Origin of the sequence: Vibrio mangrovi (assembly GCF_024346955.1) — a bacterium.
Taxonomy (GTDB): Bacteria; Pseudomonadota; Gammaproteobacteria; order Enterobacterales; family Vibrionaceae; genus Vibrio; species Vibrio mangrovi.
In genome coordinates this window covers 2027643-2051651 of record NZ_AP024883.1, presented here as the reverse complement: position 1 = coordinate 2051651, position 24009 = coordinate 2027643, and the positions used below count along the sequence as shown (strand labels likewise).

23 protein-coding genes are annotated in these 24009 nt (G+C 45.3%); 7 read left to right on the top strand and 16 right to left on the bottom strand.

Going from position 1 to position 24009, the window contains the following annotated elements; all coding sequences use genetic code 11:
- Positions 1-17 precede the first annotated feature (17 nt).
- On the bottom strand, positions 18-974 hold the full coding sequence (gene trxB, locus OCU74_RS09190) for a thioredoxin-disulfide reductase (RefSeq protein WP_087479443.1): 957 nt from the start codon (positions 972-974) through the stop codon (positions 18-20).
- A 469-nt stretch (positions 975-1443) separates the two neighbouring features.
- On the opposite strand from trxB, the gene OCU74_RS09185 reads away from it, so the two are divergent.
- Both OCU74_RS09185 and OCU74_RS09180 read left to right on the top strand, forming a co-directional pair.
- Positions 1444-2100: a 2OG-Fe dioxygenase family protein gene (locus tag OCU74_RS09185; RefSeq protein WP_087479442.1), complete on the top strand. Its 657-nt coding sequence runs from the start codon at positions 1444-1446 to the stop codon at positions 2098-2100.
- Complete coding sequence (locus OCU74_RS09180) at positions 2084-3313, top strand: cysteine desulfurase-like protein (RefSeq protein ID WP_200807653.1); 1230 nt, start codon at positions 2084-2086, stop codon at positions 3311-3313. The genes OCU74_RS09185 and OCU74_RS09180 overlap by 17 nt, the downstream gene beginning before the upstream one ends.
- Before the next feature lie 77 nt (positions 3314-3390).
- On the opposite strand, the gene OCU74_RS09175 is transcribed toward OCU74_RS09180, so the two are convergent.
- The 4 genes from OCU74_RS09175 to OCU74_RS09160 all read right to left on the bottom strand — a co-directional run bounded on the left by OCU74_RS09175 (position 3391) and on the right by OCU74_RS09160 (position 7233).
- Complete coding sequence (locus OCU74_RS09175; protein ID WP_087479440.1) at positions 3391-4218, bottom strand: DUF2797 domain-containing protein; 828 nt, start codon at positions 4216-4218, stop codon at positions 3391-3393.
- Between the two features lie 135 nt (positions 4219-4353).
- The gene (locus OCU74_RS09170) at positions 4354-5034 is read right to left on the bottom strand and encodes a SanA/YdcF family protein (protein WP_087479439.1); all 681 of its coding nucleotides are present in this window, start codon (positions 5032-5034) and stop codon (positions 4354-4356) included.
- 110 nt (positions 5035-5144) lie between these two features.
- On the bottom strand, positions 5145-5468 hold the full coding sequence (locus OCU74_RS09165) for a DUF3392 domain-containing protein (RefSeq protein WP_087479438.1): 324 nt from the start codon (positions 5466-5468) through the stop codon (positions 5145-5147).
- A 76-nt stretch (positions 5469-5544) separates the two neighbouring features.
- On the bottom strand, positions 5545-7233 hold the full coding sequence (locus OCU74_RS09160) for an NAD-dependent malic enzyme (RefSeq protein ID WP_087479437.1): 1689 nt from the start codon (positions 7231-7233) through the stop codon (positions 5545-5547).
- A gap of 367 nt (positions 7234-7600) precedes the next feature.
- On the opposite strand from OCU74_RS09160, the gene OCU74_RS09155 reads away from it, so the two are divergent.
- Positions 7601-7978: a hypothetical protein gene (locus OCU74_RS09155; RefSeq protein ID WP_087479436.1), complete on the top strand. Its 378-nt coding sequence runs from the start codon at positions 7601-7603 to the stop codon at positions 7976-7978.
- A 63-nt stretch (positions 7979-8041) separates the two neighbouring features.
- Here the strand turns inward: OCU74_RS09155 and OCU74_RS09150 are convergent, their stop codons facing one another.
- The 7 genes from OCU74_RS09150 to OCU74_RS09120 form a co-directional block, all read right to left on the bottom strand.
- Entirely contained in the window at positions 8042-9151 is a 1110-nt protein-coding gene (locus OCU74_RS09150) for a phosphoribosylaminoimidazolesuccinocarboxamide synthase (RefSeq protein WP_087479435.1), read from the bottom strand.
- A gap of 250 nt (positions 9152-9401) precedes the next feature.
- The gene (locus tag OCU74_RS09145) at positions 9402-9800 is read right to left on the bottom strand and encodes a SulA-like leucine-rich domain-containing protein (RefSeq protein ID WP_087479434.1); all 399 of its coding nucleotides are present in this window, start codon (positions 9798-9800) and stop codon (positions 9402-9404) included.
- Positions 9801-10095: 295 nt separating this feature from the next.
- A complete protein-coding gene (locus OCU74_RS09140; RefSeq protein ID WP_390623626.1) occupies positions 10096-10323 on the bottom strand; it encodes a hypothetical protein in 228 nt (75 codons plus the stop codon).
- Between the two features lie 126 nt (positions 10324-10449).
- Positions 10450-11514: a J domain-containing protein gene (locus OCU74_RS09135; protein ID WP_087479433.1), complete on the bottom strand. Its 1065-nt coding sequence runs from the start codon at positions 11512-11514 to the stop codon at positions 10450-10452.
- A gap of 70 nt (positions 11515-11584) precedes the next feature.
- The gene (locus OCU74_RS09130) at positions 11585-12235 is read right to left on the bottom strand and encodes an OmpA family protein (protein WP_087479432.1); all 651 of its coding nucleotides are present in this window, start codon (positions 12233-12235) and stop codon (positions 11585-11587) included.
- Between the two features lie 96 nt (positions 12236-12331).
- A complete protein-coding gene (locus tag OCU74_RS09125; RefSeq protein WP_087479431.1) occupies positions 12332-13015 on the bottom strand; it encodes a DUF2786 domain-containing protein in 684 nt (227 codons plus the stop codon).
- A 177-nt stretch (positions 13016-13192) separates the two neighbouring features.
- A complete protein-coding gene (locus tag OCU74_RS09120; protein ID WP_200807651.1) occupies positions 13193-13915 on the bottom strand; it encodes a DUF3334 family protein in 723 nt (240 codons plus the stop codon).
- A 183-nt stretch (positions 13916-14098) separates the two neighbouring features.
- Between OCU74_RS09120 and ydiJ the strand changes: the two genes are divergently transcribed.
- Both ydiJ and OCU74_RS09110 read left to right on the top strand, forming a co-directional pair.
- Positions 14099-17152, top strand: coding sequence for a D-2-hydroxyglutarate dehydrogenase YdiJ (ydiJ, locus tag OCU74_RS09115; protein WP_087479429.1), 3054 nt, complete (start codon positions 14099-14101; stop codon positions 17150-17152).
- 61 nt (positions 17153-17213) lie between these two features.
- Positions 17214-17678: a methyltransferase family protein gene (locus OCU74_RS09110; RefSeq protein WP_087479428.1), complete on the top strand. Its 465-nt coding sequence runs from the start codon at positions 17214-17216 to the stop codon at positions 17676-17678.
- A 94-nt stretch (positions 17679-17772) separates the two neighbouring features.
- On the opposite strand, the gene OCU74_RS09105 is transcribed toward OCU74_RS09110, so the two are convergent.
- The 3 genes from OCU74_RS09105 to efpL form a co-directional block, all read right to left on the bottom strand.
- Complete coding sequence (locus OCU74_RS09105) at positions 17773-18501, bottom strand: DUF3581 domain-containing protein (RefSeq protein WP_087479427.1); 729 nt, start codon at positions 18499-18501, stop codon at positions 17773-17775.
- 361 nt (positions 18502-18862) lie between these two features.
- Positions 18863-19183: an HI1450 family dsDNA-mimic protein gene (locus tag OCU74_RS09100; protein WP_087479426.1), complete on the bottom strand. Its 321-nt coding sequence runs from the start codon at positions 19181-19183 to the stop codon at positions 18863-18865.
- A gap of 5 nt (positions 19184-19188) precedes the next feature.
- Positions 19189-19755: an elongation factor P-like protein EfpL gene (efpL, locus tag OCU74_RS09095; RefSeq protein WP_087479425.1), complete on the bottom strand. Its 567-nt coding sequence runs from the start codon at positions 19753-19755 to the stop codon at positions 19189-19191.
- A gap of 295 nt (positions 19756-20050) precedes the next feature.
- Here efpL and OCU74_RS09090 point away from each other — a divergent pair, with 295 nt between their 5' ends.
- Positions 20051-20821 carry a nucleotidyltransferase domain-containing protein gene (locus tag OCU74_RS09090; protein ID WP_087479424.1) on the top strand — a complete coding sequence of 257 codons (771 nt, stop codon included), beginning with the start codon at positions 20051-20053 and terminating at the stop codon, positions 20819-20821.
- 18 nt (positions 20822-20839) lie between these two features.
- Here OCU74_RS09090 and OCU74_RS09085 read toward each other — a convergent pair whose 3' ends face one another.
- Positions 20840-23215 carry a DNA polymerase II gene (locus tag OCU74_RS09085; protein ID WP_087479423.1) on the bottom strand — a complete coding sequence of 792 codons (2376 nt, stop codon included), beginning with the start codon at positions 23213-23215 and terminating at the stop codon, positions 20840-20842.
- A gap of 150 nt (positions 23216-23365) precedes the next feature.
- Between OCU74_RS09085 and OCU74_RS09080 the strand changes: the two genes are divergently transcribed.
- Positions 23366-23662 (top strand): hypothetical protein, encoded by a 297-nt coding sequence (locus OCU74_RS09080; protein WP_087479422.1) that lies wholly within the window; start codon positions 23366-23368, stop codon positions 23660-23662.
- The last annotated feature ends 347 nt before the right edge of the window (positions 23663-24009 follow it).

Genomic DNA, 24009 nt, shown 5'->3' with positions numbered 1-24009 from the left:
GGTGAAAAATAATACACTTATTCTGGCAGGCTATCGAGATAACGCTCTGCATCAAGTGCCGCCATGCAACCAGTTCCAGCAGACGTGATAGCCTGACGATAGTTATGATCCATTACGTCTCCGGCTGCGAAAATCCCGGCAATACTGGTTTGAGTTGCATTTCCGTCTAAACCAGAGTTGACGACGATATATCCGTTTTTCATCTCCAGTTGTCCCTGGAACATATCTGTATTCGGCTGGTGGCCTATCGCGATGAAAACACCCATAACGTCAAATGACTCACTATTATCCGACTGAGTATCTTTCAGACGAACACCGGTCACACCCATTTCATCTCCGGTCACTTCTTCCAGAGTACGATTGGTATGTAGAACAATATTGCCGTTGGCAACTTTGTCCATCAGGCGATCAATCAGAATTTTTTCAGATCGGAAGCTGTCACGACGATGAATCAGGTGAACTTCAGAAGCAATATTAGATAAATACAGTGCTTCTTCCACCGCTGTATTACCACCACCGACAACGGCAACCTTCTGATTACGGTAGAAGAAACCATCACAGGTTGCACAGGCAGAGACGCCACGTCCCTTAAATGCTTCTTCTGACGGAAGCCCCAGGTATTTTGCAGAAGCGCCGGTTGAGATGATCAGAGCATCACATGTGTATGTGTTGCTGTCACCCTTGAGTGTAAAGGGACGCCGGGAGAAATCGACTTCATTGATGTGATCGAAAATGATTTCGGTACTAAAGCGTTCTGCGTGCTCTTTCATTCTCTCCATTAATCCCGGACCGGTCAGTCCTTCCGGATCGCCGGGCCAGTTTTCAACTTCTGTTGTCGTGGTGAGCTGTCCGCCTTGTTGCATGCCGGTAATCAGTACAGGATTCAGGTTAGCGCGGGCTGCATAAACAGCAGCAGTATAACCTGCAGGTCCGGAACCAAGAATCATCAGTTTAGAATGCTTTACGTTGCTCATCTTATCCTCAGGGGAATCTGTTTTACTCTATCTGAGCAATGATTGTAGGAGATTACTTCATTCAATAAAAGTATGAAAAAAAGCATATTATGAAAGAAAAGGTTATAGATGACTGAGGTAAAAATATTTGTGCTGATCTTGCCAGAAGGAAAGATCGGCATTGTATGAAAGGGAATGCTATTTCTGGTGGTATTTTTCTCCAAACAGAGTCGATCAGGAGCTCTGAATACTGAAATTAACGATCCCGCTTTGATATCTAAATCGCCAGATGAATATTCCGAATCTGTAGCTTATGGATGATTTGATTTAGATATATCATTTGGGATTTTTATTATATCAGAATTTAATTCTTTATCTGTATATTTTTACGAGACTTATTCTGGTGTTTCATTGAAAAATCGAAGTAATTGACTATTATTTTGTTATAAAAATGTAAAATTGTTCTAATTCTTTATTAGAGGAATTGAATATGTTTCATGAACACGAGAATACACTACATATCACCCATCTCAGTGATATAGCAATTCACCAACTGGCCCCTTCTTTCAGGAAGCTGCCACATACAGCCCATGCTGACGGGCAATATCGGTTAAGACGCTACTCGGTTATTCGTTTCATTGGTGGGAAGGTAATCGAAGTTGATAAGCATGATTTTACCCAATCCAGTCAGTACAACCATTTTCAGGGAGATATCGTCCGTCAGTTCGAACCCGTGCTGGAAGAAACTTTATCGAGCAGTGGATTGCAGGAAATGTGCGAGCTGTTTGTTGAAGCCAATGGCCTGCCAGACGGTCAGATCATTGATATCCATCAGATGCGAATTGCATCAGTTTTCGATGAAACTATGGTTTCCCCTGAAGGAATCCATCAGGATGGTTATGACTACATTGCGATGATAGGTATCGACCGGCATAACATAGTCGGTGGTGAACTGATGCTCTACCGGGATAACCATGAAGCGCCGTTTTTCCGTAAAGTGCTCGAAGACGGAGAAGTTGCAATGGTGGCTGACGGTACGTTATGGCATAACGCAACGCCGATACGTTCTATTGAACATGGAGAGGAAGGGCATATGGATGTGTTTGTCCTGACAGCAAGGGATGGCAATCATGAACTTCACTCCTGAGGCTGTTCGCCAACAGTTTCCTGTATTTCGGCAGAGAAACCATCCATTACCTCTGTTCTTTGACGGACCTGGTGGCAGCCAGGTCCCTGTGACAGTGATGGACCAAATGTATCGGTATCTGAGCGGGGGAACAGCAAATTTAGGCGGACATTACCCGACCAGTATGCAAACCGGTCAACTGGTTATGCAGGCGAGGGAGACGGTTCAGGCATTTTTGAATGCACCGGATTCCCGGAATATTGTGTTTGGTGCCAATATGACCACACTGACATTTCATATGAGCCGTATTTTAAGCCGTACATGGCAGGCCGGAGATGAGGTGATTGTCACCGAGCTGGATCATTATGCTAACGTATCGAGCTGGCAGCAGGCTGCTGCTGAAAAAGGTGCCGTTGTCCATCAGGCCCGGCTGGATGAGAGGCAGTGTACGCTGGATGTCGAGCATTTACTGTCTCTGATTTCTGAGCGGACTCAGCTGATTGCCGTGACTTATGCTTCCAATACTACCGGCTCTGTTGTTGATGTCCGGCGTATTATCGAAGCCGCACATCAGGTCGGTGCTCTGGTTTATGTTGATGCGGTACATGTTGCACCACATCAGTTAATCGATGTACAGGCTTTAGAGTGTGATTTTCTGGTTTGCTCAGCCTATAAATTTTATGGTCCTCATGTTGGTCTCCTGTATATTGCGTCGCACTGGCTGGAACACTTTGAGCCCTATAAGGTTGAGCCGGCACCGAATCTCGGTCCGGGGCGATATGAAACCGGCACGCTCAATTTTGAAGGTTTGGCCGGTGTGATTGGTGCCATCGAATATCTGGCTCAGTGGGGCAGGAAAGATGACCCGCTCAGAAGTAGGCTGGCAGAAAGCTTTACCCAGTACCAGCGCCACGAACAACAGTTATGTGAGCTGTTTTTATCGATGTTGCAAACACTGACGTCAGTCCGGCTGTATGGCATAGATGTCGCTGATATGTCTATGAGAACACCGACATTTGCCCTTCGGTTTGTGCATGATACACCGGAGCAGATCGCCAAAGTATTGGGACAGGAGAATATTTATGTATGGAATGGTCATTTCTATGCACTAGGACTGGTGCGGCGTCTCGGACTGGAAAATCAGGGTGGTGTCCTGCGGATAGGGATGATGCATTATAATACTGAGGCAGAAGTTCATCATCTGTTTGAGCACTTGCGTCGCTTTGATCTCTAGGCTTGTATCAGGAAGCCACCGATGATGCGTGAGTATTTGTTTCTCACGCATCATGCCTCTCTTCTATGCAGTGTCAGTTAAAGATGAGTAAATTCAACTTCATAAGATGTGAATTTACGGATATTGATTACGCCGGTATCAAGAATCAGGTATTGTCCCTTAATGCCCAGCAATATGCCGGAAACTTCAGGTTTTTTATCAAAATTATGCGACACAATTTTGGTTGGATGCTGCTGGACCGGAAACTGGATATCCGTAATTTCCGGATTAACGGGAACGACGGCATCTTCTCCATAGGTTTGCCGGATCTCTGCGATCGTATCCTGGAGCAGTGGCCGGAGTTTCTCTGCCTGTTCGTGAAGTGCCAGAGGAGGCTGATCTTCTTTCAACAGGGTTCTCCAGTTGGTTTTATCGGCGATATGTTTCGCCAGCTCGACTTCGATTAACCCGGAAATATAACGGTTTTTTACTTTAAAAATCGGTAATCCCTGAGTTGCTCCCTGATCGATCCACCGGGTTGGAATTTGGGAATGGCGGGTAATTCCGACTTTCAGACCGGAAGTGTTGGAGAGGTAGACATAGTGGTCGGTCATACAATGTGACAACGCCCATTCCGGTTCCCGACAGGTGCCCTGATCATAGTGACAGGTTTCCGGTTTCATAATGCACATATCACAGCTGGCGAGCTTCTGCATGCAGACATAACAGTGTCCCTGAGCGTAGCTCTTTTTGGTCCGTTTCCCACAGGAACAACAATAAATATGACCTGTATGTGTCAGAGATATTGAATGACCGATTAAGGGATTCAGGGCGATCTCTGTTTCTCCGATGGGAAGGGTATATGTGGCTTGTGGACTGATGGTTGCGCGTAGTTTGCTGAGCGTTCCTTTGGTGACTGAAGACATGACAATGCTCTTTTTATATTGATTTTGTATATTGTTCAGGGAAAGGCTGAAGTCTGTATTATCACAGTAAACCAATCCGCTTCGGGATGTTTCTCTGGCGGTATGGTAACAGAATTTTGCTTTGGCTGGTTGGTTTTACTCGATCACATGACTATTTTGTTCTCCGGACGGATCATTTTCGCTCCCAGGCTGTATATCGGAAGTTTCGTCGGAAAAAATAGGTTCTTTAGGGCCAAGAAATTTGGGTTTGGCATCGAAGATAAACAGATCAAGCATAGCTCTGGCCCGGGCAAAGAATTCTCTGACTCTTATCTTCATATCTGTGCCGTGAGTTGGTCCCGGAACGGCGAAACAGGCTGCATCAATATTGTGATAATTGGCAATGAACAGAGCTCGCTCGCAATGAAACCGTTGGGTAATAATCAGGAAGTGATTGGTATCAAAAATTTTTCTGGCCCGGATAATGGAGTCCAGTGTTCTGAATCCGGCATAGTCCAAAGCGATATCCTGCTCGGGAATTCCGGCTTTCAGGAGATCTCGTTTCATTGTCCATGGCTCATTATAAGAACGATGAGCATTATCTCCGCTGAGTAGGAAATGTTTGACTTTCCCCGAACGATAAAGCTGAATCGCAGCTTCGATCCGGTGGGAATAGTATTCATTGAGTATCCGGCCCAGATATTTGCTGGTTCCCAAGACGACTGCAACCTGATAGTGACCAATGTCTTCTGCACTACTCAGAATTTGGTTTTGTGTTTTCCAACTGACCCAGCGATCGATAGCGTACAGAGATGCTGCCAGTATGAGCAGTGCCATAGTCAGCCCTCTGATGATCTGAAAGCAAAAACGAAATATTTTGCTGATACAAGATTTATTGAAGCAATACTTGCTGAAACAAGAGTAGATAGCCGTACCTTTTACTTAAGTTATATTTGTTGGTTTTTCTGTGCCCAGAGACCGATACCGACAAAACTGATAATCACAACGACAAACATGGTGCCTCGTTCTAAATGGCTGAGTGTCCGGGCTAGGTCAGGGCTTAGTTTGACGATGATAAATCCATAGCCAAATGCATTGAGTAATATAAAGGTAAATGTGCGAATGACAAAGTGCTGATTGCGCAGTAACCGGCGTAACAACGCATTAATTTCACCACCCAGCATAACCAACAGGCATGCGATCAGAGCAATTGAGATCTCTCCCAGATAAGGGGCAAGATACTGTCCGGCGGGATTAAAAAAGTGCAACATTGTGTTGATATCCTTTCAAATAAAAAGCCTCTGTCAAAGAGGCTTATCTGTTAATTTTTATCCGGTATTGCCGGTTTTAGAATGCGACCCGCTTATAGCGGCGATAGACCGGTTGCCAGAAATTACGTTCGATCGACTGCTCAAGTGCTTCGTCAGTAATTTTATCCGCTACACCTTGTTCAATGGCTTTTTTTGCGACGGCAAGTGCAATTTTCTTCGACACTGAATGAATAGCTTCCAGTGGCGGCAGCAGAGACCCGTGACCGTTGATGGCCAGTGGAGAACACTCAGCCAGTGCACGGCTGGACTCCATCAGCATTTCACTGGTGACTCGTTTTGCATTTGCAGCCAGAACGCCAAGACCAATCCCCGGGAAGATGTAACTGTTGTTACACTGGACTATCGGGTAGAGTTTGTCTTCAAACATGACCGGATCAAACGGACTACCGGTTGCAACCAGCGCGTCTCCATTGGTCCATGCTATCAGGTCGCTTGGCAGAGCTTCAACCCGGCTGGTTGGGTTCGACAGTGGGAAGATGATCGGACGCGGGCAGTGCTGGTGCATTTCACGGACGATCTCTTCGCTGAACAGACCCGGTGCACCGGAAACGCCAATCATGACGGTTGGTTTTGCTTCTCTGACCACATCATGGAGTGAGAAACCTGTACTTTCTGATACCCAGTTTTTGGTATTGCTTTTCTTCTGAACAAGACGTTGCTGGAAGTCCAGCAGATTTGGCATACCTTCCTGTAATAATCCCCAACGGTCGACCATATAGACCTGAGAACGGGCCTGCTGATCAGAAATTCCCTCTGAGACCATTTGGGCAATAATTGCTTCGGCAATACCACACCCGGCAGAACCAGCACCGAGGAAGGTAATCCGTTGTTCTGAAAGCTTACTGCCTGCGGCTTTACAGGCTGCCAGCAAAGAGCCGACGGTTACTGCTGCGGTTCCCTGAATATCATCATTAAAGCAGCAAATCCGATCTTTGTAACGTTCAAGCAATGGCATTGCATTTTTCTGAGCGAAGTCTTCAAACTGAACCAGTGCATCCGGCCAGCGGCGTTGTATCGCCTGAATGAATTCTTCAACAAATGCATCGTATTCTGCGCCGGTGATCCGTGGATGACGCCATCCCATATACATTGGGTCCGCCAGACGTTGAGGGTTGTTCGTACCCACGTCTAATACGATCGGTAATGTATAAGCAGGGCTAATCCCGCCACATGCAGTGTAGAGGGCGAGTTTTCCGATCGGGATGCCCATGCCACCGATTCCCTGATCTCCCAGACCGAGAATACGCTCGCCGTCAGTTACAACGATGACTTTGACATGATGGTTTGATGCGTTGTTCAGGATATCGTCAATTTGGTTACGGTTTGGGTAGGAGATAAACAAACCACGTCCGCGGCGATAAATATTGGAAAAGTTTTCACATGCAGCACCGACAGTCGGTGTATAGATAATGGGCATCATTTCAGAAATATGATTCTGAACCAGCCGGTAGAATAGGGTCTCGTTTGTATCTTGTATGTTGCGAAGATAGATGTGCTTATCCATGTCACTTTCGAAACTACAATATTGCTGATACGCACGGACGACTTGTTCCTGAATGGTTTCCGTTGCTTCAGGAAGCAGACCGGCAAGGTTAAACGAGCTCCTTTCTTCTGCTGAAAAAGCTGCACCTTTGTTGAGTAGTGGTGTACTGAGAAGCATAGAGCCCGCGTGAGAGATGTATAAAGGGCGTTTGTCGTTGTTCATTGTGTGCCTATGTATGTAGGATGATGAAGGGAACCGGAGCAAATTTTACGGATACTCCTGTCAGTTGTAAATAGAGGCAATTTGACGGTTACCGCATTCTCGAAGGTCAATAACGGAATTTTTTGAAGCTGATTTACCGATATGTGGTTTTAACTGAATGGACTTAAGTTTATTTGTTAAACGAAATATGAATTATTCACATAAATAAGGTAAATATTTGTTCAATATTTGTTATTACTCTGAGTCTGATAGAGCGATAGAGAGGGGATTTTCGGTCATAAAAGACCATTTTTTTATATTATGTTGCTATAACCGGAATGTAAGACAATAGTGTGCATATGTTGTTTTCACTTTCGTGGGGGACGAAATGGATCAACCAACCCGAGTCAGCGGTGTATTTGACTACACGGCGTTTCTGGATGTCTCATGTCATAAGAAATGGACTTTGTTTGAAGCCTTTTTTCATATAGAGCATTCCCCTCATGATGAATCGTCAGAAACGATGTGTCAGAGATTGGCACCGGATGAACGTTTGTGGAAGAAAGCACTGCAAAATTTGTCACTGGGGCGCAGTGATGAAGAAAATCTGATGATATTATCAAAGCTGGCAAAAGCTGAAGGGATTGATGTTCTAAAAGTGATGATGCCTTATCCGCTGGATTACCAACAGCTAGAGGCTATTGAATCGATCGGTTGCCATACGATACAGGTTACTCAGGAAGATGAGCTTCTGATTGAATGGTGAATCGCCGCTCTTTGCTACTGGCGGTTAGAACATTTCTGTAATAACCGCCTTAAAGTCAGGTGATTATGAGTTCTGAATCAGGCCATATTCCCGGTCAAGGATATCCATGATTTCCTGTTTCGGGTTCTGACTGAGGTGCACTGGCTGACCGGTAATTTTCTCGGCAATTCCAGTGTAAGTTTCAGAAATATCCTGTAAGGCTTTCAGAGGCAAAGCATTGTCTCTGGCTAATGCTTCCCGTTCTGGCATCCGTTCTTTATTCAGCAGAATATCCGGGTCAGGGAAGTAATTGAGCAGAAACTGGCGGAAACCTTCTTTGGAGTTTTCAACAATATTTCCTGCGGCATATTGTTGTGCATCCCAGATTCTGGATGAATCAGGTGTGCCGACTTCATCCATGTAAATCAGCTTCTCTTTGCCCTGAGCATCGGTGACATAGCCAAATTCGAATTTAGTATCGACAAAGATCTGACCAATATCAGCCAGAGCCTGACTGATCACATCAAATCCTTCTTTGAGTAATTTCTCATATAAACCGATATCTTCCGGGGCACTGAAGTTAAATGCGGTATAGTTGTCTTCAATATTCTGCCGGCTGATATTGACGTCATCAGCTTCAGGTACACCGGGAATTCCTTTCAGTATTCCTTTCGTTGATGGTGTGATCAGCAGTTCTGGAAGTTGTTTGTCTTTTTTCAGACCTTCGGGAAGCTGAATACCGCAAAATTCCCGTTCACCTTTTTCATAGGCTCGCCACATCGACCCAGTAATATAACTACGGCAGATGGCTTCAATTTTTACCGGTCTGGCCTTCTGAACGATCCAGACAAAGGGATGAGGAATATCGAGAATATGGCTGTCTGCCAGACCATGCTGACGGAACAGTCTGAACCAGTGATTGGAAATTGCGTTGAGTGCAGCACCTTTCCCCGGTACACCTCCGACACCACCTTCAGCATGCCAGATACAGTCGAATGCGGATATCCGGTCGCTGATTACCATAATTGCCAGAGGGGCATCTGCTGCGACATTGTAACCCTTTTCCTGAATCAGGCGACGGCTGTCTTCTTCGGTTAACCAGTAAACGGAACGAACTTTTCCACTGTGAACAGGTTTGCTGGTACGAATGGGGAGGTCGTCATTGACGGCGAGAATTTGATCTGCGAGGCTCATTCAGACATTCCTATCTAAAAATAATCGGTTCAACTGACAGATATACCCGCTTGCCAGAAACACATTGACAGATACTACGGGATATCAGATTTCTGAGCGCATCATACCAGAACTATTTTTCACTGCCAGAGAAAAAGCAAACGTTTGCTTTTAGGGTGGATAATTTTTCGGAAACCCATAAAAGATCCCCTCAGGGGGAAGAGGGGGAATTGATAGAGCAATGCTCGTATTTTATGCAATATTGTGAGTTTCAGTGGTAGTCACGACTGGGATCTGCAATGAAAAAAACTTCACAATGATTCTGCCTGCCCAGTTGCGTCAGCAATGTTTGTTCTTGTTCAGTGAGTCGCTGAGAAGCCACTATTGCACTGGCATTTCCTGACAGAATTGCTTTGCGAATTACGTGGTATTCATCCATGGTACGGGAAGATCTGAGTTGTACAACTTTATGGCCCGGAATTTTATGTGAGACAAGCGACCTCAAATCCGGACGGTGAGACTCAGAAGTGACCAGAATCCACTGTTGTTGTTGGGACAGTAGTGCCAGACGATCATAAAGAGACGTTTTCATTGCATACTGTTGTGCAGCGTTGTCACCGGAGTAGTGATGAATCCCTGATGAGTAGATGAAATCGTTCGCTAAACGCATAATACTGTCCTCTTATACGTACTGTTTATATATACAGTATTTTATGTTCAGGTACTGATCAAGCAAAAATTGTCGTTATTTTGTACTTTTCTGTTATATGGATCCCATTGTTAAATATTTTTTGTTCGCTGATGCGAACATAAGTCAGAAAACGGATTAGAAAATATGTGGATCAGACGATGAAGAAAAGCACGTGAAAGCAGGCTTTGCTATGACACTAAGCCTTGAGTCATGAGGAAAATAATTGGTGAAATACCGGCTGGAGAAGATTTGGAAATGATGCAACGCGAGTGATTCAGAGCTGGATTTCCAGCCGTTGTCGGGCATTACGTCTTTCCTGCTCGGCTTTTTCGCCGATATTATAAAGCCGGACATCAAGCGTTGCGAATGCATGACATTCCTGACAGGAGTGATGGGTTTTTCCATCCAGATAATGATGCGGTGTCAGCAGGGCTGAGCGCTTGCACCAGTCGCATATGCCTTCTGTTGTGCACAGGGGATTGATAGTGATTGCTTCTAACATACCGTCCTCCGGTTTTGTCATCAAGTTACCGGAGCGATGATGAAGCTGAATAATGACATATTGGTTGATGTTATATGAACTCTATGTGTCACTCGTTGGTTTTGGTGAGAATATGGTATTCAGAAATTATTCTGGCCTGGCCTGATTACTATGTGATAGCAGTAGTTTCAGTGCCTGATTCAGACGTTTCATTTCCTCTTCACTTCCTTTCATATCTGGATGATAGATTTTACTCAGTTGCTTATAACGCAGTTTGATCTGCCTGATATCAGGTATTTCGGTAGCAGAGAAGCCGAACAGGGCACAGGCCAAATCAATGCCTTGTGTCTGAACTGGCTGAGGCTGGGCTTTTGTCTGTTGCAGACGTTTGAGCTCCTGAAACAGCACAGATAGCTGTTGTTTCTGTTTACGGATAGTTTGTTCCTGCTGTTTGATCTTCTGTTGTTGTCCTGGAGTTGTTCCGGGCTGAAAAGTGAGTGGTTCCGGAGGTGATGAAGGCTGGGGAGTCGATAAACTTTCCATTTCCCGGAGTTGTTTTCTGAGTCTCAGACAGGTTGAACCTGTCAGGAGGAAAGCGAGAGCCAGTATCAGAATACCACCGCTCAGTACATATTCGATCTGAGAAAAAACATCTTCACTGGAATTTCTATTTGCCTGAATCTCGTCTGGCTGATCTGTTTGCGCCTGTTCGAGAGCTTTTCTCTGGGAAATTTCTCTGGCTCTGCGGCGGTTGAATTGCTGTTCGAGTAACAGGCTATAGCGTTGTTCTGCCTGTGGGTTGGTCGCTGAAGCAATTCTGTACCAGAGCAGAGCCTGCTCTTCACCCGGCAGGTCAGTGACTTTTTCGTAGAGTTGTCCCAGTTTAAACTGGGCTGCAGTATCACCGAGCGTGGCCTGACGGGTCAGCCAGTAGATGGCTTGTGTTGTGTCCGGTGTAACACCATTCGTACCGTTCAGATAAGCGTCTGCAACTACAGAGAGTGCTTTAGTATGACCATTTTCTGCGGCTTGCTCCATCCAGTAAAAGGATTGTTTGGGATCGGACTTAACGTCCTGACCCTGCTGATAACGCAAGGCAAGTTCGTATTGCGCGTTTTTATCGCGTTGAATGGCTTGTTTCCGTAGGGTGTTGATGTCGGCTGCATGAGCAGAGGTGAGGATAAACAGCAGACATGTCAGCAATAATCTCAATCGGACTCCTGATACCTGAGAAGCAACATTCCGGACAACACAGAGATGCGGTTATCCGGAATGATAGATGTTATTTCAGTGGCAGGATTTGTATTTCAACCCGTCTGTTGCACTGTCTTCCCTGCACTGTGCTATTAGAGCACAGCGGCTGGCGTTCGCCAATGCCCCGTGCAATTGCTCTGCCGGTGGCAACGCCCTGAGATATCAGATACTGACGTACAGATTCAGCCCGTTTTTCCGATAAAATCTGGTTGGTGCGATCGCTGCCGGTGCTGTCGGTATGACCTTCAACGACTAAACTGGTTTCCGGGTATTCCACCAGAATTTTAGCAACGCCATTTAAAGTGTTGTGAATCGATGAGTTAAGATGATAGTCATTGGTGTTAAAACCGATACCATTTTCCATTCGCAGACGAAGCTGGTGTTCTCCGACACGTTCGACCTGAACTCCGGAGTTCAACAGTGAACGACGCAGAGCTGCTTCTTGTTTGTCAAAGTAATAGCCAACACCGCCACCGATAGCGGCACCTCCGGCAGCACCGACTAATGCATGTTGTCGGCGTTCTCTGGCGTTATCACCGGTTGCAAGGCCGACAGCTATGCCGGAAATCGCGCCGATAATTGCCCCTTTGGTTGCTGAGTTGGTTTCGGTTTCACCTGTGGTTGCATTCTGTCTTTGTGTTGCTTCACATCCGGCCAGAAGGGTGAGGAGAGAAAGCATGATGATGGATCGTTTCACTGAGATACTCCCTTAATTGTTATTCTCATATCATGAATCAAAATTATCTATAAAATTGTAGACAATAATTCGCCCAAATTATTTCAATAATTTTGGTGCTTGTGCACCATCAATGGGTCTATTGACAGAAATTTTACGGCCTTTTTTCAATCCGGTTTCGTAATCTTCCGTCAAATTCTTCATCGCTTCCTTCAATTGTTTCTTAAATGTTTCCCGATCAATATTCTGGAATTCCCGGTCAATATAGCTGTTGATTTTGTCCGCTGAGTCCTGATCCGGGGTAATATCCGGCAATTTTTCCAGTGCGCCTTCGATCCAGCCGGAGACGAAAGAATTCACCCGACGAGATACTTCCTGTGTAGAAGTGCCGCTACCGGCAAAGCTGTTGCGGAACTGGCCTGTTTGCTCATTCATTTCCCGGTAGATCACATCAAAAGCAAAAGCAGCAAAAATAGCGCGATCGGCCTCACCGATAAATTCGGCTCTTTTCAGACCCTTATGGTTCAGTAAAACAGCTTCAACACCAAATTTGGTATTAATCCCCCGGATAATCCGGAGCAGATTGCTGCTGATCTGAGCAGGTAACAAATGAGAGGACTGGGTTTTCCCCATTTTGATGAATTCAATATCGTCTTTGTGCAGACCATATTTTAACATCAGGCTATGTGCCATTTTGATGGCACTTGCTGCCTCGTTCACATTGGCTGAGTTACCAAGCTCCAGGCATTTGGCTATTTTTTTAAGGGCTTTTTGTTTATTCATTGACCTGAAAGTGTAGGGAGTTGAGCGCGTAAAGCAAAGTCAGCTATTCTAACTTTTCTTGCAGAAAATGAAAAGGTGGTCATCAGAAACTGGCTAACCAATTCTCATTGTTTCTGAGAGGGAGACACTGAGCGGGAAGAGTGTTGGCTCAACGGCCAACACTCGGATGTGAAGGGTTTACAGACCGAGTTGGTCCAGCAGGTCTGCTGCTGCATTAGAACTGACATCCTGCTGATTATCACTTTTGTTCTGAGTGCCGTTGTCAGAGGACTTGGTTTTTGTGGAAGCCGCAGATTGTTGCCAGGCTGATTCGAGAATGTCATCCGGGTTTTCATCTTCGGAGACTTCAAATTCTTCTAACTGAATAAACTCAGTTTTGTCCATTGCCAGTTCAAGATAGAAAATATTGTTTTTCTCAGTGGAGAATGTGACCCGGCGTGCCTGAGGACGATCCAGATTTGTATCCACGGAAAGAAGAACCTGTTTGTTCAGTGATAACATTTTAGGCTGGTTCTGGGTAATGTTGGTTTGTAGTTCTTTACGAACTTTGTTGGTAAAGTCGCCCACAAGCTGGTTCATCAGCTCACCTAATACATCACCGACTTCATCAGAAGTATGTAATACAGCCAGTTCTTCTTCCGGCATTCCCATATTACGCATGTAGTTACTGTAGATTTCCAGTGCAGCTTTTGCATTGAAATTAATCACAACCAGTCCGGTAAAACCGCCGTCAAAAAGAACAAAACAACCGAAATCAGGTTTTAAAGCAGTTTTGTTAATTTTCTGGACCATGGCAGAGTAAGTGATCTGGGAGGCTGTCGCTGTCGTAAGCACCTTGGAAACAGACTGGCACAGCATCAGCAGAATATCTTCTGTGGTGACTACTTGACTTTTTTTCATATGATTGTCCATCAAAACATTTAAACAACAAGGCACAACACCATGCCTTTTCCTATTCTTGCACTGAGATTCTGTTTTAATCACCTCTATAAATGTTGTAAAGTGACCTGACTCAAAGATCAAGAACAAAAAAGTATTAACCCAGCGCTGCACTGAAGTCAGCGTCGTACGGACAGGAAGCAAATGTTACCGAGACTTCACCATCAATCCGATGTCGATCCCGTCATATCTCAATTTTTACAAGAACTCGAAACTTACGGTTTTTCCGGTGATATAGAAACACACTATTCAAGCCGTCTTGCTGTATCTACAGACAATAGTGTTTATCAGCAGTTACCGCAAGCAGTCATCCACCCGAAGACGACTGAAGATGTTGCGCTGATCGGTCAGATTAGTGCTAAACCCGTTTATGAGAGTGTTACTTTTTCGGCCCGGGGCGGTGGCACCGGGACTAACGGACAATCACTGACTAAAGGTATCGTTGTTGATTTGTCCCGCCATATGAACAAGATACTGGAAATTAACCCGGAAGAAGGATGGGTTCGTGTTCAGGCCGGTGTGATTAAAGATCAACTGAATGATGCTGTCAGACCTTATGGTTATTTCTTTTCTCCCGATCTTTCCACCAGTAACCGGGCAACACTGGGAGGCATGATTAACACGGATGCTTCCGGGCAGGGGTCGCTGAAATACGGGAAAACCTCTGATCATGTTTTGTCACTGCAGGCAGTGTTTGTTGACGGCTCTATTCTGGAAACTGACTTGTCTGCCGGTTTGCCGGAGAGTAATACCTATGCAGCCAGAGCGCTGACTGTAACCGAATCGGTCTGTCGTGAAAAACGCACTCAGATTCTGGAAAAATTTCCACCGCTGAACCGTTTCTTAACCGGTTATGACCTGAAAAACGCGCTGGATAATACCAATGATACATTTAGCCTGACCCGGGTTTTATGTGGTGCTGAAGGTTCGCTGGCATTTATTACCGAAGCTAAGCTGAACCTGACACCGATACCAAAGGTCCGGATGCTGGTAAATGTAAAATATAACAGTTTTGATTCAGCCCTCAGAAATGCTCCGTTTATGGTTGAAGCTCAGGCGTTATCTGTTGAAACCGTTGATTCAAAGGTACTGAATCTGGCGAAGCAGGATATTGTCTGGCACAGCGTAAAAGATCTGCTATCTGATGTTCCCGGAAAAGAAATGCTGGGGATTAACATGGTTGAATATGCCGGACAGGATCTGGCTGAAATTGAATCTCAGGTTGCAGCTCTGACAGCACAATTGGATCAGATGCTGGAAAATGAGGAAGCCGGAATCATTGGCTATCAGGTCTGTCAGGATTTGGCCAGCATTAACCGCATTTACAACATGAGAAAAAAAGCAGTTGGTTTGCTGGGGGCGGCACAAGGGCGGGCAAAACCGGTTCCGTTTGCAGAAGATACTTGTGTCCCGCCTGAGAATCTGGCTGATTACATTGCAGAATTCCGTGCCTTACTGGATTCTAAATCACTGGCTTACGGTATGTTTGGTCACGTCGATGCCGGGGTGCTTCACGTTCGCCCGGCTTTGGATATGTGTGATCCTCAGCAAGAAGCGATGATGCATACCATTTCGGATGAAGTGGTGAAGCTGGTTGCTAAATATGGTGGCTTGATGTGGGGGGAACACGGTAAAGGCTATCGTTCTGAATATGGTCCGGAATTTTTCGGCGCAGAGCTGTTTCAGGAGCTTCGGCGCGTGAAAGGTGCATTTGACCCGCACAACAAAATGAATCCGGGAAAAATCTGCACGCCACTGGACTCTGATCAGCAGTTGGTGAAAGTGTCGGATGTCAAACGGGGTTATTTTGACCGGCAGATTGACGTTCAGGTTCGTGATAGCTTCAAACAGGCAATGGAATGTAATGGTAACGGTTTATGTTTTAACTATGAAACCAGCTCTCCGATGTGTCCTTCAATGAAGGTGACTGCGGATCGACGTCATTCTCCGAAAGGCCGGGCCGGACTCGTTCGTGAATGGCTGCGCCAGTTGACAGAAAACGGCGTGGATATTCTTGATTTAGAAAAACAAACGTTAAACTCGGCTTTGTCAGTGAAAACACTGATTGATCGGATACGTCACTCCTGGAATAAAGAGAAAGAATACGATTTTTCTCATGAAGTCTACGAAGCAATGAATGCATGTCTGGCCTGTAAAGCCTGTGCCAGCCAGTGTCCGATTAAAGTTGATGTTCCCAGCTTCCGGGCCCGTTTTCTGAATCTTTACCATACCCGCTATCAGCGGCCGGTGAAGGATTATCTGGTTGCAAATATTGAAACAATGTTACCACTGATGGCAAAAGCACCGACACTGGTCAATAGTATGCTGTCTCAGAAGTGGGTGAAGGATGTAACCCGTTCTACGGTTGGTTATATTGATGCGCCTTTACTGACGGTTCCGACACTGGCGAAACGGGTTCGTCATAAAGCATTGGTTCCTTATCACACCGAAGGGCTGTCACAGCTTCCAGAGTCTGTGCGGCAGGATTATGTCATCATCGTTCAGGATCCGTTTACCAGTTATTACGATGCTGACGTTGTGGATGACTTTATTTCTCTGGTGATTCAACTGGGGAAACATCCGGTTCTGCTGCCGTTTAAACCGAATGGTAAAGCACAGCATATCAAAGGGTTTCTTAAACAGTTTACAGCGACAGCAACCTCAACCGCCGCGTTTTTGCGGGAAGTCGCGGCGCTGGGCATTCCTATGGTTGGCGTCGATCCTGCGACGGTGCTGTGTTACCGCGATGAATATCAGGAAGTTCTGGGAGATAAACGGGGAGAGTTTCAGGTTCTGAGCGTTCACGAATGGATGATCCCACGCTTATCCGGATTTCAGACCGGACTCCCTGCGGTTTCTGCATCAGAGCCATGGTATCTTTTTTCTCACTGTACAGAGAAAACCAAATTACCGAATAGTGAGAAAGAGTGGGAAATGATTTTCAGCCATTTTGGTGCAAAACTTGAGTCTGTTGCTGTTGGATGCTGTGGTATGGCAGGAACTTTCGGGCATGAGGCTGACAAGTTCGAAATGTCGAAAGATATCTATGGGCTGAGCTGGAAACCGAATCTGGAGCAATTACCGACCGATCGTTGTCTGGTCACTGGTTATTCATGCCGGAGTCAGGTGAAGCGGTTTGAACATCTCAAACCCAAACACCCGCTACAGGCGTTATTGGAACACCTTCTGGAAAGTTAATGCCATTCTGATGGGCTCGCTGTCTGTATCGCGAGCCCTCTGCCGTAGTGTGGAGATAATCATGAAATACCGTTTAGCATTGAAGGTTCCGCCTGTATTCGTATTTATTGCTGCAATCATTCTGATCCACTTATGTAGCTGGTTGTTCCCCGGGACATCGGTTGAGTTACCTTTCAAATGGCTGGTTGCCGCAGTTTGTCTGATGTTTTCTGCCTATCTGGGATTGTTTGCTTTACTGACATTTTATCGTGTGAAAACCACGGTGAATCCGGTGAACCCGGAGCTGGCTGCAAGGATGGTTACGCATGGTGTGTTCCGGGTATCCCGCAATCCTATGTATCTGGGACTGTTGCTTATTTTGATTGCTGATGTGTACTGGCTTGGAAATCTGATTGGAATTCTGTGTGCTGTGGGGTTTGTTGCCTATATGACCTATTTTCAGATTATTCCCGAAGAACGGGCATTGTCTGTTCGATTCGGGGAGCAATATCGGGATTATCAGAGACAAGTCCGACGCTGGATATAACGTTCTGACCAGTAAATAAAAACCGCTGTATAAAATAAACAGCGGTTTTTTATGAATAAGTGTTGTTGCCGACTCAGACTTTATACAAATGGGCTCAGGCCGCTTCTCCAGCCAGTTGTTCCTGAAATGCATTTTTGAGTTCATGGAACCGGTCAACCAGATTTTCGATTGCGCTGTTATCATAAGGGCGTAATCCGCTGACCACCAATCGTTTGGTTCCACGGCCAACAATCTGATCGTTATCTCTGAAATTAAAATACAGAGTAACCTGACCGCGTTTTCCATCGACATCAAAGGTTGTATGACTGAGATCGACTTCCGGATGAGTCAGATCGAGATGAGTAAATTCTACTTCCATACTCTCATACATCACCAGTGGGCGTTCACAGTTAATCATCACCTCTTTGTCTTTCATCAGAGGGACAAGAACATGTGGGAAGTTCATCCCGGAAAAACGGGCATAGCTGGTCACAAAGTGCTCGATAAATGCCTCGTTATGACTAACGTCTCCATCACGGTTCATATGGAGATATTCTTTGCCGTTTTCGTCAACAACGGCACTTTCCTGGCCTTGCGTATTTTCAATATGGAGTGGTGTACCATCGCCAACCATTCCGGAAAACTGAAACCTCATTTTCTGACTAATACCTTCTTTTTTCAGAAGTACCGCAAAAAGTAAGTCACCAGGAACGCAAAAACGCTTGCTGTCCTCATTGTGAATAGGATTAAAATCACCGGCAACCTTTTTGGCGAAGTGGCTTGCTTGCTGGCGTGTAAACTGAAACTGATGGTTATTGCTTGAGAAATAAGGTGTTAGAAACATATTTTATAATAAACAGTCAAAACTGGCAGGAATTATATAGGATATTAATCAATAAATGGTCTATCCAGTCAAAAGCTGGAATACAGGCCACACGAATCTATCGGCAGGTAGTGTAGTTTGTCAGTGAAGAAGTGTCAATATTTTGTCAATGTTACTGATTTTGCAATAAGTTTTCAGGCAATGATACGTTTAGGGAGTTTGAGTCTTATTACGGTTTAATTTACGCAATATTCGTGCTGTTGTTTATGTGGCATTACAAGACTGGCGAGCAGAACTCAAAAAAGAAGTCACTGTTTCTCAGCCAGAAAACAGTGACTTTACATGGTCAGTTTACTGAAATGCAATGATCGGTCAGTTCGTTCTAGTCTCTTTTCCAGAATATATGACAGAATTTCTGTTGAGGATCACGGCTAATCAGCATCCGGGCAAAAATGTCGTCCAACGTATCATTCTCTTCGTTGACCAGCCCGATATGAACTTCTGCATAAGTTTCTTTATCGACATCGAAGCCGACTTGTCCGGCCCAGTCATCCGCAACGTCAACCAGCTCTGCTGCACCACGATCATCAAACTGCGTCGTAAACAGAATGATATCTGCAGGTTCGAGGTTATCCGGAGCCATTTCCAGAAAAATGTCGTATGCCGTATCAATGGCGTCATCGTAAGAAATGAGTTGGTCCATCCGAATTATGCCCGGTTCATGAATTTACGTTCAGTCGTGTTTACCACGACGCGATCACCCGTTGCGATATATTCAGGTACCTGTACAACCAGACCTGTTGCAAAGCGGGCAGGCTTAGTTCTTGCTGATGCTGAAGCTCCTTTTATCGAAGGATCCGTTTCTTCAATTACCAGCTCGACTGAGGCAGGCAGATCTAACGCAACGACTTTACCATTGACCAGTACTACATATATTCCCTGAGTTTCTTCATTAATGAATAACAATTCGTCAGCGATGTCTGCTTGTTTAAAGGTGTACTGAGTAAAGTCTTCGGTATCCATGAAGATATATTCGTCACCATCAACGTATGAGAAACTGACCGGACGTTTGGTCATATCAACGGTTTCCATAACATCATCAGATTTGAATCGTTCATCGACCCGGGCACCGGTTGTTAAATCGGTGCAGCGAAACTTATAGATTTTTGCTCCCCCGCGGCCACCGGGTGTGGTAATTTCAATATCTTTAACCAATAGCATTTTGCCATTGGTATCGACGACAAAGCCTTTTTTAATATCACTTGCCTTCGGCATTGCTTTTCCTTACATGGATTGTTTTGAACATAGATTGTTTTGAGAAAAGCCGATTATATACCGACTCAATCGTGTTGATCATCTCTTGTTGTCTTCTTTTGGCAGAAAACGTCAGTCTCTGGTTATCTGAAGAGGAGTGGCTGTATGTGTCACTGATAATTAAGGGGGAATTTTATGGCAAGATCTGAGGGTAAACCAGTGATTGAATGACAGTATCTTTTACAGCACTGGTTCGTGTATGATAGCGGGGTTTTAGGCATTTATTCTGAGTCTTATATGTTTACAAATTCCGGTTATGCAATTACCAGTGATTGATCCGAACATTCCTTTTCAGCAGCAGTATCAGCCGGTTATCCGTTCTCTCGTTGCTTATCTGAAGGCTGGCCTGAAAGATAATTTACACAGCGTTTATGTGTATGGCAGCGTGGCACGAAAAACTGCTCGTCCAGGGCATTCGAATCTGGATGTTATTGTGGTGACCCACAGTGCTTTCGATAGTCAGAAAACGACGATTTTCAATACATTACGCTGGCGTTTTAAAAAAGATTACCCCTTTGTTACCGATGTTTCGATTGAAACTGCTTTGGTAGAAGAGGTGGCTTCTCTGGACAGTCTTTTCTCGTGGGGATTTCTGCTCCGCCACTGTGCGGTTTGTATTTATGGTCCGGATCTGGCGGAGTGTTTTGGTTATTATGAACCCAGTTGGGAGATCGCCAAATTCTGGAATATGGATGTTGCAGACTGGGTGAGTTACTACCGGGATAAAATTGCTAAATCTAAAGCGCCGGATGAACAGGTGAAAGCTCAGCAGAATATTGCCAAAAAACTACTGCGGGCCAGCTACTCTCTGGTGATGTACAAAGATAAACAGTGGATTGATGACCCGCTTACGTGCGGTGAGCAGTTTTTGCAGTATCATCCGGAAAAGAAGACCGATGTTGAACGGTTGGGTATTTTACTGAAGACCCGGCGGGTTATCCCGAAACGCTCAGTCATCGGCTTGTTAGACGATTATGGTCACTGGTTGGTGAAACAGTATCAGAAAACCGAGTTCCGTATCGGGTAACAAGTCTAATCTGTATGATCAGAAGAGCCCCAACTGCGGTTTTGTCAGGTCATCAAACTGATAGCCGATAAAAGGAAGAATCGCATCGGCAATCGGTCTGAGTTGTTTGTCGATGTAATGCTGATAGTCCAGTTTACTGGCCTGATAAGCAACCGGTTCGGGGCCGTTCAGCGTGATCACATATTCAATTGTCCCTTTATTCTGATATTGCAGTGGTTTACCCCGTTTCTGATTGATTTCATCTGCCATCCGGGCTGCACGGACCTGAGGTGGTATATTTTTCTGATACTCGTGGAGTTTTCGACGGAGCCGTTTCCGGTAAATCAGTTCCTGATCATATTGGCCGTCAAGCGTTGCTTCAACAAACTCCCGGATATAGTCGCAGGGATTCTCTCCATGAAAGATTCGCAGATAGAGCTGCTGTTGAAAGCGTTGTGCCAGAGTGGTCCAGTCGGTTCGGGCACTTTCCAGTCCTTTAAAGATAAGCTGTTCTCCGTCTGAAGTCTGGATCAGGCCCGCATAACGTTTTTTCGAACCGGTATCGGCGCCCCGGATTGTTGGCATGAAGAACTTGGTATAGTGTGTCTCATATTCGATTTCGAGAAAGCTATTCAGGTGATAAGTTTCCCTCAGGTGATTGTCCCACCATTGATTGATCTGCGCCACTAACTGACGGCCAATGTGGTCGGCTTCATCGGCCTGATAAGATTTTCCTAATGAGACAAATGTTGAATCTGTGTCGCCGTAAATTACCTGATAGCCCTGTTCTTCAATCAGCGTTCTGGTTTGTTTCATAATCTCATGGCCACGCATTGTAATGCTGGATGCCAGTCGGGTATCAAAAAAACGGCAGCCAGCTGAACCCAGAACGCCATAAAATGAATTCATGATAATTTTGATAGCCTGAGAAAACGCTTTTTCGTTATTTTTTTTGGCCTCATCTCTGGCAGCCCAAAGTGTTTCGATCATTTGGGGCAGAAAATGTTTGGTACGGTGGAACTGACCGCCACGAAATCCGGGAACGGCCTGATGTGCTTCCGGGCCGACTTCCTGCTTTAATCCTTCTATCAGCCCTAACGGATCAATCAGAAAAGAGCGGATGATTGAGGGATAAAGACTTTTAAAGTCCAGAACGAGTACTGAATCATAGAGATTCGGGATCGAATCCATTACATATCCGCCCGGGCTGGCCTGCCAGTGCGCTGAACTCAGGTTCGGGGCAACATAACCGGCGCGGTGTAGCTGTGGCAGATAAAGATTGGTGAATGAGGCCACTGAACCTCCGAGCCGATCCAGCTCAATCCCGGTCAGCCGAGCACGCTGAATGACAAAATCGAGCAGGTGAGTATGAGCAAAAATTCGGTTGACTAGCTGGCAATCCTTGAGGTTATAGATTGCCAGCCGGACTTTATCGTGATGAAACATTGCATTGATTTCATCCATTCGATCGTGAACCTGATGGATGGCTTTTCCTTCATTAAGCAGGGTTTGCGAAACGGATTCCAGTGACCAGGAAGGAAACTGATAAGTCGCGGTTTTTAATGTATCGATACCATTGAGGACGACACGACCGGGAATGGTTACAAATCCCTGTTGAGACTGGCTGGATGTCCTGAAATAACTGCTTTGGCTGTTTCGTCCCAGCATAAGTCTGAGTTGATGTTTATCGGCCCTGCGGTGTAACAGACGAAAATCGAAATCAATGACGTTCCAGCCGATAATAATATCCGGATCATAAGTGTGGAACCAGGAAACCAGAGCCAGCAGAAGTGCCCGTTCGTTTTCCACCCACTGGATGACAGGGGCATGCTCATTGTCTGTCTGCTGGGGAGAACCGACCATAATGACTCGGGAGTCCATATTGCTGTCCAGACCGACGGAGTAAAGTTCTCCCTTTTCAGAGCATTCCAAATCCAGGGAAACAACTTTGAGTGTAGGTAAATATTCTCCCCGGCGACACTTTGCGTCCTGAACGATGGTGACATTGCCCTGAGTTGTCATGTGGCCGGTAAATTCAAAACTCCCCCGGATAAAACGCTCCATCAGGTAACGTTCGGCTAGTTTGATATCGCCTTCCAGAACTTCTACGTCTTCCTGATGACAGACTTCATGAATATGTTTGCTTTCCTGTAGCGTCTGACAGTAGCAGGCTGTCAGGGGTTCGTGAAAAAAACTTTTGAGGGGCAATGGCTTTAAGTCGACAGACATTTCCATCTGACTGAATTTCCGGGTCATATATTTGGTTTTAGCTGTCGGGATAAAGCAGACGGGCTTTTCATGATGGATTAAAATCTGGGTTGGCCCTTCAGGGGTTGAAGCCCAAAGTTCAATCTGTGTTGTGCCATTGATATCCCGTGCATGGCGGGTCAGCAGAAAACCTTTCCGGAGTGTCAAGCTTGGTTACTCATTTTGTTATTTATGTTCACGATAATTTCATCAATTAATCTAATCCAGATCAATCTTCATTATAGTTTTATCGGTAAAGTCCAGAGCGTATTCTACACTATATAAGGATGTCTGGTATAAGCATGTCTGGAGGGTCGCATGATCACTGTGCACAGAGATTACTTATTAGTACATCGCGGAAACAGAGATCACGCTCATGTACAGGTCAACCCGGTCGGTCATATCGATGTCGAGTTGAACTCGTGCCAAGCGTGTTATCATTCCGCCTTTGAAGATATCCATTTTGAGAAGACTGGTAGAACTACAAAACTGACCGGGAACGATCACTCATCTTCACCATGGCAGATTATGTTGTCTGACAATGATGCCAGAGAGCTGAATCATTTGATTGAAGAAGCTAATGAGGTTTATGAGGTTTTGATGCGTGATCTGTAGTCGGGTGTAGTTTACCATGATGCATATGGATTGAATACGAAACAAACGGAATGTAAATGTGGCTGGAGTGATTCATCGGTTCAACAAGAAAGCAGATTAATCTGCTTCGCATGTGTTGATGCATGGCAAGTGTGTATTTGCTGGCTCCTAATGCGACATTTAGATCCGTAAGTAACGTAAACAAGGATTATATTCCCTGAAAATTCGGTGTTATTGAATTGGATTTATGCGCCAGGAGGGGGGACTGTTAAAGTTACCCGTTCAAGGCGTATTTTTTTGAGTATTGGTCATGTTACCCGGGTTTTTACCAATGGTAGTATCACGATACCGATGACCGTACAGTTAGT